The sequence below is a fragment of the Anoxybacillus sp. UARK-01 genome, from assembly GCF_002075365.1.
In the GTDB taxonomy this organism is placed as follows: Bacteria; Bacillota; Bacilli; order Bacillales; family Anoxybacillaceae; genus Anoxybacteroides; species Anoxybacteroides rupiense.
Map to the genome: position 1 here is coordinate 75,347 of NZ_NASY01000047.1, position 13,325 is coordinate 88,671.

A 13,325-nucleotide genomic window follows, 5' to 3' on the forward strand; every position below is an offset into this window, starting at 1 on the left:
CAAATTGTTCAAAAACCCGCTGCGTTCCCTGCTTTTCGACGATGTAAAATAAAAATAAACAACCGTTAAGGGAGGAAAAAGGGATGTTCGCCATGGTGATGGGGATTGTTATTACAGCGTCAATCGCGCTCATTATTAGCGCAGAAGTCAGCGTAGAAGCGGAGTGAAGTAGAAAGGAGGAGCTAAATGAAGCTCCTCCTCTGAATTTTCTCTATCTCCGCTTCTCTTTTTCATTTCGATAAAATTCGTGGAACATTTTCATTAATGCTCGCTTTTCGATGCGGGAGACGTAGCTTCTGGAAATGCCGAGCTCCTTGGCGATTTCGCGCTGGGTTTTTTCCTTTTGCAAATCCAGTCCAAAACGGCTGATAATCACTTCTTTTTCCCGTTCATCCAGCACATCAATGTATTTTTTGACTTGCTCGATTTCCATGTTTAAATGAATCTCGTCGGCGACATCCTCCCCTTCAGATTTCAGCACATCGATAAGGCTGATTTCATTTCCATCGCGATCCTGTCCGATGGGTTCATGAAGAGATACATCCTTTTTTGTTTTTTTCAAAGAACGAAGGTGCATAAGAATCTCATTTTCAATACATCTTGCTGCGTAGGTTGCCAGCTTGGTTCCTTTTCCTTGGGAGTAGCTTTCAATGGCTTTGATTAAGCCGATGGTGCCGATCGAGATTAAATCCTCTGCGTCCTCTCCTGTATTCTCAAATTTTTTGACAATGTGAGCGACAAGCCGCAAATTATGCTCAATAAGCAGGTTTCGCGCTTCTTTATCGCCTTCTGCCATTCTCTGTAAATATTTTTCCTCTTCTTGAGCGCTTAGTGGTTGGGGAAATGCGTTGTTTTTAATATATGAGACTAGAAACATTAACTCTTTGATAAGGAATGCCAATGCGGAAAAAATGCCAGACATGTCTTCACCCCACCCTTTTCGTTTTAGGCATGTGCCTATTTTATATGTATGAACAGGGAAGATTGTCTGTGTTTGGACATTTCAAAAAAAGAAAGGTAATAATTTACATTATTATACGAATATTCTTGACATACTAAAACGAACATATTAGAATAACTTTTGTTGCTTTATGTCTGAAAGGGGGATCGTACATGAAAAAAATCGGATTAGCATGGCAAATTTTAATCGGCTTAATCCTTGGAATTGTTGTCGGAGCGATTTTTTATGGAAATCCAGCAGTAGCCACGTATTTGCAACCGATAGGAGATATATTCCTCCGTTTAATTAAAATGATTGTGATTCCAATTGTTGTTGCAAGTCTCATAGTGGGGGTTGCTAATGTCGGTGATATAAAAAAGCTTGGAAGATTGGGCGGAAAAACAATTATTTATTTTGAAATTATTACAACAATAGCAATCGTTGTGGGCTTATTAGTCGCTAACGTGTTCCATCCAGGTACCGGCATTAATATGAAATCGCTTGAAAAGACTGATATTCAATCGTATGTTGATACGACGAATGAAGTGCAGCACCATTCCATGATTGAAACCGTTGTGAACATTGTCCCTAAAAACATCTTTGAATCACTCTCAACAGGAAACATGCTCCCGATTATCTTCTTTTCTGTTATGTTTGGTTTGGGTGTTGCTGCGATCGGGGAAAAAGGAAAAGTGGTATTGCAGTTTTTCCAAGGTGTCTCCGAAGCGATGTTTTATGTCACAAACCAAATTATGAAATTTGCTCCATTCGGTGTATTTGCTTTGATTGGTGTAACGGTTTCGAAGTTTGGGGTACAATCGCTTATTCCGCTAAGTAAGCTAGTTATCACAGTGTATGGAACGATGCTTTTCTTTGTGATCGTCGTTCTTGGAGCAGTTGCTCGATTAGTTGGAGTGCGGATTTGGCACTTCATTAAAATTTTAAAAGATGAGTTAATCCTTGCTTACAGTACATCCAGTTCAGAAACAGTACTGCCGAAAGTGATGGAGAAGATGGAAAAATTCGGCTGTCCGAAAGCGATTACATCTTTTGTCATTCCGACAGGCTATTCGTTTAACCTTGATGGATCTACGCTATATCAAGCATTGGCCGCTATTTTTATCGCACAGCTATATGGTATTGATCTGTCGATTTCGCAGCAAATTTCACTACTGCTCGTGCTTATGATCACATCAAAGGGAATTGCAGGAGTGCCTGGCGTGTCGTTTGTTGTTTTGCTGGCGACTTTAGGAACGGTGAACATTCCGATTGAAGGACTGGCCTTTATCGCTGGAATCGACCGAATTTTAGATATGGCACGCACAGTGGTAAACGTAATCGGAAACTCACTGGCTGCTGTTGTTATGTCTAAATGGGAAGGACAGTACAATGAACAAAAAGCAGTAAAATATATAGAGGAAATCACGCAGAAAAGTGCGTAATGATATCGCGGCTATCTCATTTATGGGATAGCCGTTTTTTATCGGTCCCGTTATTTTTATTTTTTTCTGTCCAAACGTATAGTATAATCTTGATTTGAGTGAATATGGTTTTAATGAGGAGCTTGGCTCGTGAAGTAGGAGGAAGAACGATGCACGAATTGATCCAAAACATTCTAATGTTTTTAATCGATTTAGGCTACATAGGAATCGCGCTGGCATTGATGATTGAAATCATCCCAAGCGAAATTGTTTTGGCATACGCCGGGTACTTAGTATCGCGTGGAGAAGTATCGTTCACTGGAGCGGTTATTGCAGGAACGATCGGCGGGACCATCGCACAGCTGTTCCTTTATTGGATGGGGCTTTATGGAGGGCGTCCGTTTTTGGATAAATACGGAAAATATTTGTTGATTAAGAAAAAACATCTTGATTTATCTGAAGAATGGTTTAAAAAATACGGTTCAGGGGTTATTTTCACAGCTCGGTTTATTCCGGTTGTCCGCCATGCTATTTCCATTCCGGCAGGGATTGCGAAAATGCCATGGACGAGGTTTACTTTGTATACGACGTGTGCCATTATCCCGTGGTCTATTTTCTTTATTTTTCTTGGGGAACGTCTCGGAAGTAAATGGCAGGAAATCGATGAGTTCGCTCAGCCGTATTTACGGCCAATTATCATTATCGCTATTGTAATCACTGTTTTATATGTAGCCTTTCATCTTTATCGTCGTCGGAAAAACAGATAAAGATGTGCTAAATGCTTACGCTCGCTTTTCTTTGATTTTGTTTGCGAAGCAGCAGGCTTCTTTTTGCCGATTGAAGCAGAGCGATATCAACAAATATCCGCATTTGCCATCTTTGAAGCATTTTGCTCATGTCCCTTTTCCATGTTTGATAAAAGGGAATCGTTTGAATGGATGTATTGTTGCTATGAATATTAATGGGGAAGCAATGACTCGATTAAAACAAAAAATCTCTAGTATGGCTTTTCACGGGAAGGTTGTCCCAACCACAAACGGCTTCACTAATTTATCAATGCATCGGAAGCGCCGCTGTATCGCGCGAGCGCGCGAAAAAGATAAGCGATTTGTGCGTCCAGCGGCTTTCAAAGATGCCTTTCACTTCAATAAAGAATCTGTTCCAAGCTGAACGGAACCGAATGTGATTCTGTTATAAAAAGCGGAAAAGGGGGATAACATGAGCAAGCTAGAGGCGTTTATTCTAGGGATTATCCAAGGATTAACGGAGTTCTTGCCCATTAGCAGTACGGGTCATTTATATTTAGGAAGACATCTGTTTGGATTGGATGAAGCGGGGCTGTTTCTTGATACGATGCTGCACATTGGAACGTTGTTTGCTGTTTTTGCTATCTATAAGAAAGAATTGCTTTATATGATTCGCAGGCCGTTTAGCAAGCTGACTTTTCTGTTGATTGTCGGCACGATCCCGGCCGTAGTCATCGGACTGCTGCTTCAAGATTATTTTGAAGAGATCTCAAAAACAGGTGTAACCATCGGTTGGGAATTTCTCATTACAGGCGTATTTTTATGGTTTGCGGATGGCATCAAAAACGGCTATAAACGAATGGAAAATCTCTCATATACGGATGCGTTTGTCATTGGAATGTTTCAAGCCGCTGCTATTTTTCCAGCGATTTCTCGTTCCGGTCTTACGATTGTTGGAGGGCTAATGCGGAAATTAGATCGGGAAACCGCAGCTTATTTCTCCTTCCTCTTATCGATTCCAGCAATTGCGGGAGCGATCGTCTTACAATTCGTGGATGTATTCGCAGGCAAAGCGGAAAACATTTCTGCTGGCGCATTGTTTATGGGCACACTCTCTTCTGCTATATTTGGCTATATTGCTGTGAGGTGGATGATTCAATATTTACAGAGACACTCGCTAAAAGCATTTGCCGTATATGTATCGCTTCTCGGTTTACTTGTTCTCTCTCTTCAGATGACAGGAGTTTTTTAAAGCGGTCCGTAGCTTGTGGCCGTTTTTTTATTGATTATACAGAATGAATCGGCTATATTTAACATAGCGTTGACTCGAAAAGAAACAGAGATGGGATGAATAAGGGACGATGATAAAAAAATGGCTTGTAGTGATTGTGATTATTGCAGTTGGTTGTTTTTTAATTCCTTATAGCTTGCCGCTTATTTTAGCATTTATTACCGCGCTGTTGCTGGAGCCGGCCATTCAGAAGTTAATCAAAGGCGTTCGGTTAAAACGAATTCATGCGGTAACGATTGTGTTTTCCCTGTTTGTGCTAGTGATCGGTTTTCTTTCTTATTTTATTGTGGCCATTTTGGTTCAGCAAACGATGATGTTTTCACAAAAACTGCCATTTCTTTTGTCAGAGATGACCAATGTGGTGAATCAGCTTATTCGACAATGGCAATCTTACTCAAGCTCTATTCCGAAGGAGATTATCGTTTCACTTGAAAATAGTGTAGAAACTGTTAAGAATTTATTGTTGTCGTTTGCAACCAATTTCACTCAGTCGATGATTCGCTATATTACGATGATTCCGGAATTTATTATTCACTTTCTTGTCTATCTCGTGGCTCTTTTTCTCATTAGCCTAGACTGGCCGCAGTTAAAGAAAGGGCTTGAAAACCATTTATCCGACCGCACAAAGCAGCGTCTAACCATTATCGTCACGCAACTCAGCCGTGCAGGCATCGGCTTTATTAAAGCACAATTTTTGTTAAGCCTTATTACCTTTCTGTTAGCCTTAGGAGGCTTGCTCATATTAAGAGTCGATTACCCGGTCCTTTTTTCGCTTTTAATCGTGATTGTTGATATTTTGCCGATTTTAGGAACAGGGTCGGTGCTTGTACCATGGGGGATTTTCAACATTATGAACGGCCATAGCGGGACAGGAATTGGCTTAATTGTTTTGTTTGTGCTGATTACTGTTATTCGCCGAACAATCGAACCAAAAATTTTCTCTTCTAACTTGGGAATCAGCTCCTTGGCCGCGTTAATAAGCGTATATTTAGGCTTCCGCTTACTGGGGGTGGCGGGGCTGTTCATTGGTCCAGCGCTTGTCATTATTATCGAAGCCATGATTAAAGCAGGAGTGATTAAATTTACATTTAAAATTTAAAAAGGCTGACATCTTGTCAGCCTTTTTCATCTCATTCCTGAGCTTTGGGACAGAGCTCAGGAATGAGAAGTCTAGTTGGCTGTTGTGTTTGGCGCAATTAAAATCTCGACGCGTCGGTTTTTCATGCGCCCCTCTGGAGTACCATTAGATGCCACCGGTTTAAACTCGCCATAGCCTTTGGCGCTGAATAAGCGGGGATCGAGCTGTTTGTTTTCTAATAGCAGCTTCATAAAGTTGACAGCCCTCATGACGCTTAGCTCCCAGTTGGATGAAAAGTTGGAGTTGCGGATCGGCACATTGTCTGTATGGCCGCTAACGATAATGTTGCGCGGTGGATTCATGACAAGCAGCCGAGAAATTTCTGATGCGATTTGTCGGTCTTGCGGCCTTACTTCAGCGCTTCCAGAGTCAAATAAAACATCGTTTAAAATGGTGACCAACAATCCTTCTTCCGTTAGCGTTGTTTTTAGTTCACCTTGCAAATGCTGCTGTTCGATATATTGATTAATTTTTGCTTGAATTTGCTGCAGCTCTTTCTGTTCATTTTTCGCTTGTTGATTTTTCGTTAGTTTTTCCTTATCTGGCAGCGATGTTTGGGGATTGTCCTGCTCTACAGGGCTTGGGAAATCCAAGACTCCTGCTCCGCCCGATAAAGCGCTGCTGAAGGAGCGGGCGATCTCTTGGAATTTTTTTTGATCGATCTGGCTGCTTGCGAATAAAACGATAAAAAGCGCAAGCAGCAATGTCAAAAGATCGGCATAAGGAATCAGCCATGTTTCATTAATATGATCATCATGCTGCGACTTCTTTTTTTTACTCATCTTCTGCCTCTCCCTGTTCCATTAGTTTTTTTCGGTCTTTTTCTGGGAGGTAGGACGCTAATTTTTGTTCGATTGCGCGAGGCGCCTGTCCTTCTAAAATGGACAACACTCCTTCAATCATGACTTGTCTGACTTTTACCTCTTCCTTCGATTTTTGTTTTAGCTTGTTAGCGAATGGATGCCATAATACATATCCGGTAAAAATCCCTAATAGTGTCGCGACGAATGCGGCACTGATAGCGTGTCCGAGCTCGGTTACATTGTCCATATTTCCCAAAGCTGCGATCAATCCGACCACTGCCCCCAATACTCCAAGCGTCGGAGCATATGTACCTGCTTGCGTAAAAATAGCGGCATTCGCTTGATGACGTTCCTCCATAGCCGCAATTTCTTCAGACATGACATCGCGAATAAAGTCTTGCGTTTGCCCGTCAATCGCAAGGCTGAGTCCGTTACGTAAAAACGGATCATCGATTTCGGCGACTTTTGCTTCGAGTGCCAGTAATCCTTCACGGCGTGCGATATTTGCCCATTCAACAAACAAAGGGATCAACTCTTCAATAGTTGGAATCTTTTGTTCCTTAAAAAGGACGCCAAACAGCTTGGGAAGCCGTTTAATGTCACGCATAGGGAAAGCAATTGTCACAGCAGCTGCCGTCCCGACAATGATAATGAGAAAAGCAGCTGGATTCAGCAAAACGCTTGGGCTGACTCCTTTAAAATACATTCCGAACCCTACCGCAATAATACCAAGAATAATGCCGATAATTGTCGTTTTATCCAAAATAACCCCTCCATTACTTGCTCAAAATGCTATGATGATTGCTTCGTCTTTGCTCGACACATATGATGTATTCAAATTTATCATATAATTAATGCAATAGCTTGAAAAGAGAATTTAGTATGAAACTTAAAAAATATGTAAGATCATGTTGAAAAATGATGATAAAAGCAGTCGGTTTTTTACAAAAATATGTAAATGACAGAAAGTATCCGAATGCTTCTGTGAAGCGGTTCGCTGGTTGACATGGGGACGGCAAAAGTTTAAACAGCGGGAAAGGGAGAACCTGTCTCTGGATTTCAAAAAAAAGCTGCCCAAGGAGATTGGGCAGCAAATTTACATTTTTTTGAGCTTAAAGGTTCCAACCATGAGAAAAGATAAAATCATGATTAGGAAAATAAAAAATTGTGGCGGGAAATAGTGGATCGTTAAATAACTCAAGGTGAGAAGCACACCAGCTGCTGTGATAGGCAAGCCGGAAAAATAGCCGTTATTTTCGGTAATATTAAATCGCGCCAAACGAAATGCCCCGCAGCCGATATATAAAATCGTAAAAAACGCGCCAGGCGCTCCAAAATCGTGCAATAAACTTTGATAAATCAATAGTGCAGGAGCGACTCCAAATGATATAATATCACTCATTGAGTCCAACTGTTTGCCGAGCTCAGATTCAATATGAAGCTTCCGAGCTACCGTTCCGTCAAAGCGGTCAGCGAGTGCTGCCAAAAAAATGAGCAACAGGCTGGCATTAAATTGTCCTTTCATCGTGAATATAACGGATAAGCCTCCCAAGGCAAGATTCGTTAATGTTAATATGTTAGCGGTGTGTGTTTTTAGTTTCTTTAGCGTGTGATCCAGATAATCCGATAAAAACATTTCTCCTCACTCCTTTTCAACTATGGAACGGAACGACAAATATACACTTCCCATTATAATCATTTTATTTATAATATGGGAAGTAGTAAAACATGATTTTACATAAAATTGGAGGGAATATGGTTGTTAAAATGGTTATATCGCTTCATGATTGAATTAACAAATCATGCAGTTTCTTCAAAATTCATTGCTTTTTTTACCCAATCACGGTTAAGTGCTTGGTTAATACCATCCTATGCAAAAATATATCGAATTAATCAAGAGGAGATGGAAAAAAGCTTAAATCACTACAAAACGCTTCAACAATTATTTATTCGCAAGCTAAAAGAAGGAGCAAGACCGATTGATGAAGCGGAAGACAGCATCATTAGCCCGGTGGATGCGGTTATTGAAGATATTGGAATCATCAGTGAACAAAAAGATATCACTGTGAAAGGAAAGCAGTATTCAATTCCAGAAATGCTGGGAAGTGATGCTCTAGCTGAAAAATATTTAAACGGGCTCTTTGTTATTTTATATTTGAGCCCAAGTCATTATCATCGAATTCATAGCCCAATATCTGGTGTTGTAACTCGCCAATGGTCACTTGGCGCAAAATCCTATCCTGTGAATCGGCTTGGTCTAAAATATGGAAGGCGACCGCTATCGAAAAACTACCGAATGATTACAGAGGTGAACTCAGATGGTAAGCATGTGGCCATTGTGAAGGTAGGGGCTATGTTTGTCAATAGCATAGAGCTTACTCATCCTCACGATCAATTGATTAAAGGACAAGAAATGGCCTATTTCTCATTTGGTTCGACCGTTGTTTTATTATTTGAAAAAGATAGCGTGGAGATCGATTCGCGAATGACGGTCCCGATGGCTATTAAAGTAGGAGAACGAATCGGATTTTGGAAATAAAAATAAAAAAAGAGCCTGATGGCTCCGTTATTATGATGAAAGCTTGATTTTATGTCCTAATGAGCGTCGGAGAATTTCTCTTTCAATCATTTCAATAAACTCAGGGCTTAGCTTAAGCTCCTTCGCTTTATAATACGATTCGATAAGCAAATCGTCCGGTAAACGCTTCATGGTGAGAAACCTCCTTTAACAATGGTATAAAAGTAACAACCAATACATATAATGGTAAGTTATCTTTCCTATACTTTACCACGATTATGCATAGAGAACAATCGTTCTATTATCCACAACAAACAGTGGATAATATGTGGAAAAGTTGTTTATAAACATTAAAAAGCATCATAGATGGCTTGTGAATGATGTGAGTAAACTTATCCACAACTTGAAGATATGAAGAATTTTGTCGAAAAATTTTTTAGGTTTGTATATATTTGTCAAAGTTTGTTTTGAAACTGGCACAAAAATTATGTATGATGAGGGAAGTTGGAAGAGAAACGAAAGGTGTGGGAAAATGCTTCAATATTTTTTGCCGAATGAATATGTCAAAAGTGTTCTTGACATCACTCCAGATGAATTAAAGCAAAAAGGAATCAAAGGAATTATCACCGATCTCGACAACACGCTGGTGGAATGGGATCGCCCGGCTGCGACGCCACAGCTTATCAAATGGTTTGCGGAAATGAAAAAACACGGCATTCAGATTGTGATCGTGTCTAATAATAATGAAAATAGAGTGAGAGCGTTCGCAGCTCCTCTTGAGATCCCTTTTATTTTTGCAGCGCGGAAACCTATGGTTCGAGCGTTTCGCCAAGCTTTGCGGGAAATGAATTTGAAAAAGGAGGAAGCGGTTGTCATCGGCGATCAATTGTTGACTGACATACTGGGTGGAAACCGGCTTGGCATGCATACGATTTTAGTGGTACCTGTAGCGCAAACCGATGGATTTTGGACGAGATTTAATCGAAAAATCGAACGAAAGCTGTTAGAGATGATGAAACGAAAAGGAATGGTTTATTGGGAGGAATGAGAAGATGATTCGTTGTATTGGTTGCGGAGTGCTGATTCAGACAGAAGATCAAAATAAAATAGGCTATGCCCCTCCTGCCGCTTTGGAAAAGGAAGAGGTCATTTGCCAGCGTTGTTTTCGACTCAAGCATTATAATGAAATTCAAGATGTCTCTTTGACAGATGATGATTTTTTGAAAATTTTGCATGGAATTGGCCAATCGAATGCATTAGTTGTAAAAATTGTTGATATTTTTGATTTTAACGGCAGCTGGCTGCCAGGGCTGCATCGTTTTGTTGGACGCAATAATCCGATTTTGCTTGTCGGCAACAAAGTAGACTTGCTTCCGAAATCTGTTAAATACAATAAGCTTGTGCAATGGATGAAAGCATCTGCAAAGGAACTAGGGCTTCAGCCGCTAGATGTGTGCTTAATCAGCGCTGCGAAAGGAATCGGCATCAAGAAAGTGATGGAAGCGATAGAGAAGCATCGTTCCGGCAAAGACGTATACGTAGTCGGCTGTACCAATGTGGGCAAATCGACATTTATTAATCGCCTGATTAAAGAGGCGACAGGTAAAGGAAGTGTCATTACAACCTCATATTTTCCAGGCACAACGCTAGACTTGATCGAGATACCGCTTGATGATGGGGCCATGCTTTATGATACTCCTGGGATTATCAATCAGCACCAAATGGCGCACTATGTTGATAAAAAAGACTTAAAAAAGATTACTCCGAAGCGGGAAATTCATCCAAAGGTGTACCAAGTCAACGAACAGCAGACCCTATTTTTTGGGGGACTGGCTCGGCTTGATTATGTAAAAGGAGGACGGCGCTCGTTTGTATGTTATTTTTCCAATGAATTACTGATTCATCGAACAAAAATAGAAAAGGCCGATGAGCTTTATGAGAAACAAAAAGGGGATTTGCTGCAGCCGCCGCGAAAAAGCTATGCAGGGGAGTTTCCTTCTTTAGTTGCCCACTCGTTTACCATTAAAGAGCCAAAAACGGATATTGTTTTTTCTGGACTAGGCTGGGTGACGTGCAACGAGCCGGGAGCTCATGTCGTCGCACATGTGCCAAAAGGTGTGAACGTGCTGCTTAGGAAATCGCTGATTTAATTTCGTTGTTTTAGGGGGAGAAGAAAATGAAACAACTTTATGGAGTGATTGGTTGCCCTGTGCATCATTCATTGTCGCCGCTAATGCACAATGGCGTTTTTCAGCAATTGGGAATAGAGGCTTATTACCATGCCTTTCATGTTGAAAAAGATCAGCTTCCAGCGGCTATCCAAGGTCTAAAAGCGCTCGGTATTGCAGGAGCAAACGTCACGATTCCGCACAAAACAGCGGTTATGCCGCTGCTTGATGAAATTGATGAGATGGCCCAGCGCATTGGGGCTGTCAATACGATTGTTAATGAAAACGGACGGTTAATCGGCTATAATACAGATGGCCCTGGCTTTGTGCGAGCTCTTTGTGAAGAAACAAAGACCGTCATTAAAGGAAAACGGATTTTGCTCGTTGGAGCAGGGGGAGCGGCCAGAGGCATTTATTTTGCATTAGCTAGTGAACAGGCGGCACGAATTGATATTTGCAACCGGACAAGAAGTACCGCTACGCAACTCATCGAGGAAGCAGATGTCTCAATTGACTCATCTGTTTATTCAATCGAGGAAGCGGAAAAACATCTTGATGAATATGAGATCATCATTAATACGACTCCTGTCGGCCTTTATCCGAACGTTGAAGCGATGCCGCTATCGCTTGATCGCTTAGAAGCCGATACGGTTGTAAGTGACATTATTTACAATCCATTGGAAACAAAGTGGCTGCAAGAGGCGCGACAGAAACGTGCCATTGTGCAAAATGGGGTTGGGATGTTTATTTATCAAGGAGCGTTGGCATTTGAAAAATGGACGGGAATCTTTCCTGATGTCAAACGCATGAAACAAATCGTGATTCAACAGCTAGGAGGAAGCGTATGTTAACAGGTAAGCAAAAACGGTTTTTACGTGCAAAGGCCCATCATTTAAAGCCGATTTTTCAAGTGGGAAAAGGTGGAGTCGGCGAAAATATGATCAAACAAATCATCGATGCGTTAGAAGCGCGTGAGCTTATTAAAGTAAGTGTGCTGCAAAACTGCGAGGAGGATAAAGACACAGTAGCGACGCAACTGGCCAATGGAGCAGGAGCAGACATTGTACAAACGATAGGCAATACCATTGTGCTTTATAAAGAATCAAAAGAAAACAAACAAATCATTTTGCCTCGCTGAAAATACCCAGCTCACTAAGGAGAGGGGAAAATGAGTAAAATTGGAATTTTTGGAGGAACTTTTGATCCGCCGCATAATGGACATTTGCTAATGGCGAATGAAGTGTTGCAGGCATTAGATCTATCAGAAATTTGGTTTATGCCCAATCGGATTCCTCCACATAAGCATGATGAACAAATAACAGATAGCGCCGATCGACTTCATATGCTTGAGCTAGCCATTAGCGATCATCCACAATTTAAAATTGAAACGATCGAATTGCAAAGGGAAGGCCCATCCTATACGTATGATACTATCTGTCAACTCAAGGAACTGTATCCTAAGCATCAATTTTATTTTATTATCGGGGCGGACATGGTAGAATATTTGCCGAATTGGTATCGGATCCATGAGCTGGCTCATCTGGTGACATTTGTTGGGGTCGGACGTCCGGGCTTTTCGCTTCGCACATCCTATCCATTAATCGAGGTAGAGAGTCCGGAATTCGCTGTTTCTTCTTCGCTTATTCGCGAACGTGTGAGGGAAGGAAAAAGTATTCGATACTTAGTGCCAGAGCGCGTCAGATTGTATATTGAGGGGAAGGGATTATATGAATCGTCATGAAGCGTTGGAGATTGTAAAAAAACAGTTGACTGAACATCGCTATGAGCACACGATCGGCGTAATGGAAACCGCGATTGAACTAGCCCGGCGTTATGGAGAAGATGAAAAGAAAGCTGAATTGGCTGCGATTTTTCACGATTATGCGAAGTTTCGTCCAAAAGAGGAAATGAAACAAATCATTTTAGAGCAAAATATGCCCAAAGATTTACTTTCGTATCATTCTGAGCTTTGGCATGCGCCAGTTGGTGCTTATTTAGTGCGAACAGAAGTAGGGATTGAGGATGAGGAAATTTTAAACGCGATTCGCTATCATACATCTGGCCGTGCGGAAATGACCTTGCTTGATAAAATTGTTTATGTGGCAGATTATATTGAACCTGGCCGCATTTTTCCAGGAGTCGATGAGGTGCGCGAGCTGGCGCGGAAGGATTTGGATCAGGCGCTGATCCGGGCTTTACAAAATACGATTCAATTTCTGCTGAAAAAAAATCAACCGATTTATCCCGATACCATTTATACGTATAATGCGCTCATAATCAACAAGAAGGGGGAATGAAAA

The 13,325-nt window shown here is 41.2% G+C and carries 16 protein-coding genes; 11 read left to right on the forward strand and 5 right to left on the reverse strand.

Features of this window, described 5'->3' with window-relative positions; all coding sequences use genetic code 11:
* Window positions 1-211: 211 nt before the first annotated feature.
* The gene (gene sigK, locus B6A27_RS12470; RefSeq protein WP_066146007.1) at window positions 212-922 is read right to left on the reverse strand and encodes an RNA polymerase sporulation sigma factor SigK; all 711 of its coding nucleotides are present in this window, start codon (window positions 920-922) and stop codon (window positions 212-214) included.
* Window positions 923-1,113: 191 nt separating this feature from the next.
* Here sigK and gltP point away from each other — a divergent pair, with 191 nt between their 5' ends.
* The 4 genes from gltP to ytvI all read left to right on the forward strand — a co-directional run bounded on the left by gltP (window position 1,114) and on the right by ytvI (window position 5,497).
* Window positions 1,114-2,382: a glutamate/aspartate:proton symporter GltP gene (gene gltP, locus B6A27_RS12475; protein ID WP_044744602.1), complete on the forward strand. Its 1,269-nt coding sequence runs from the start codon at window positions 1,114-1,116 to the stop codon at window positions 2,380-2,382.
* Between the two features lie 149 nt (window positions 2,383-2,531).
* A complete protein-coding gene (uptA, locus tag B6A27_RS12480; protein WP_044744601.1) occupies window positions 2,532-3,128 on the forward strand; it encodes an undecaprenyl phosphate transporter UptA in 597 nt (198 codons plus the stop codon).
* Between the two features lie 451 nt (window positions 3,129-3,579).
* Window positions 3,580-4,359 carry an undecaprenyl-diphosphate phosphatase gene (locus tag B6A27_RS12490; RefSeq protein ID WP_080862271.1) on the forward strand — a complete coding sequence of 260 codons (780 nt, stop codon included), beginning with the start codon at window positions 3,580-3,582 and terminating at the stop codon, window positions 4,357-4,359.
* A 112-nt stretch (window positions 4,360-4,471) separates the two neighbouring features.
* A complete protein-coding gene (ytvI, locus tag B6A27_RS12495; protein ID WP_080862475.1) occupies window positions 4,472-5,497 on the forward strand; it encodes a sporulation integral membrane protein YtvI in 1,026 nt (341 codons plus the stop codon).
* Window positions 5,498-5,568: 71 nt separating this feature from the next.
* Here the strand turns inward: ytvI and motB are convergent, their stop codons facing one another.
* The 3 genes from motB to pssA form a co-directional block, all read right to left on the reverse strand.
* Window positions 5,569-6,318: a flagellar motor protein MotB gene (gene motB, locus B6A27_RS12500; RefSeq protein WP_080862272.1), complete on the reverse strand. Its 750-nt coding sequence runs from the start codon at window positions 6,316-6,318 to the stop codon at window positions 5,569-5,571.
* On the reverse strand, window positions 6,311-7,102 hold the full coding sequence (gene motA, locus B6A27_RS12505) for a flagellar motor stator protein MotA (RefSeq protein ID WP_080862273.1): 792 nt from the start codon (window positions 7,100-7,102) through the stop codon (window positions 6,311-6,313). The genes motB and motA overlap by 8 nt, the downstream gene beginning before the upstream one ends.
* 333 nt (window positions 7,103-7,435) lie before the next feature.
* Complete coding sequence (gene pssA / locus B6A27_RS12510; protein ID WP_080862274.1) at window positions 7,436-7,975, reverse strand: CDP-diacylglycerol--serine O-phosphatidyltransferase; 540 nt, start codon at window positions 7,973-7,975, stop codon at window positions 7,436-7,438.
* Between the two features lie 123 nt (window positions 7,976-8,098).
* On the opposite strand from pssA, the gene B6A27_RS12515 reads away from it, so the two are divergent.
* Entirely contained in the window at window positions 8,099-8,878 is a 780-nt protein-coding gene (locus tag B6A27_RS12515; protein WP_080862275.1) for a phosphatidylserine decarboxylase, read from the forward strand.
* Between the two features lie 30 nt (window positions 8,879-8,908).
* Here B6A27_RS12515 and B6A27_RS12520 read toward each other — a convergent pair whose 3' ends face one another.
* A complete protein-coding gene (locus B6A27_RS12520) occupies window positions 8,909-9,049 on the reverse strand; it encodes a sporulation histidine kinase inhibitor Sda (protein ID WP_063504925.1) in 141 nt (46 codons plus the stop codon).
* Window positions 9,050-9,389: 340 nt separating this feature from the next.
* Between B6A27_RS12520 and B6A27_RS12525 the strand changes: the two genes are divergently transcribed.
* Genes B6A27_RS12525 through yqeK form a run of 6 tightly spaced genes read left to right on the forward strand, consistent with a single transcriptional unit; the run spans window position 9,390 to window position 13,322 of the window.
* A complete protein-coding gene (locus B6A27_RS12525; RefSeq protein ID WP_066145991.1) occupies window positions 9,390-9,905 on the forward strand; it encodes a YqeG family HAD IIIA-type phosphatase in 516 nt (171 codons plus the stop codon).
* Between the two features lie 4 nt (window positions 9,906-9,909).
* Window positions 9,910-11,007, forward strand: a complete 1,098-nt coding sequence (gene yqeH, locus B6A27_RS12530) for a ribosome biogenesis GTPase YqeH (RefSeq protein ID WP_080862276.1) — start codon at window positions 9,910-9,912, stop codon at window positions 11,005-11,007.
* 26 nt (window positions 11,008-11,033) lie between these two features.
* On the forward strand, window positions 11,034-11,876 hold the full coding sequence (aroE, locus tag B6A27_RS12535) for a shikimate dehydrogenase (protein WP_080862277.1): 843 nt from the start codon (window positions 11,034-11,036) through the stop codon (window positions 11,874-11,876).
* Window positions 11,870-12,163, forward strand: coding sequence for a ribosome assembly RNA-binding protein YhbY (gene yhbY, locus B6A27_RS12540; RefSeq protein WP_066145982.1), 294 nt, complete (start codon window positions 11,870-11,872; stop codon window positions 12,161-12,163). The genes aroE and yhbY overlap by 7 nt, the downstream gene beginning before the upstream one ends.
* 30 nt (window positions 12,164-12,193) lie before the next feature.
* Entirely contained in the window at window positions 12,194-12,766 is a 573-nt protein-coding gene (locus B6A27_RS12545; RefSeq protein WP_044744592.1) for a nicotinate-nucleotide adenylyltransferase, read from the forward strand.
* Complete coding sequence (gene yqeK, locus B6A27_RS12550) at window positions 12,753-13,322, forward strand: bis(5'-nucleosyl)-tetraphosphatase (symmetrical) YqeK (protein ID WP_080862278.1); 570 nt, start codon at window positions 12,753-12,755, stop codon at window positions 13,320-13,322. Before B6A27_RS12545 ends, yqeK begins: the two co-directional genes overlap by 14 nt.
* The last annotated feature ends 3 nt before the right edge of the window (window positions 13,323-13,325 follow it).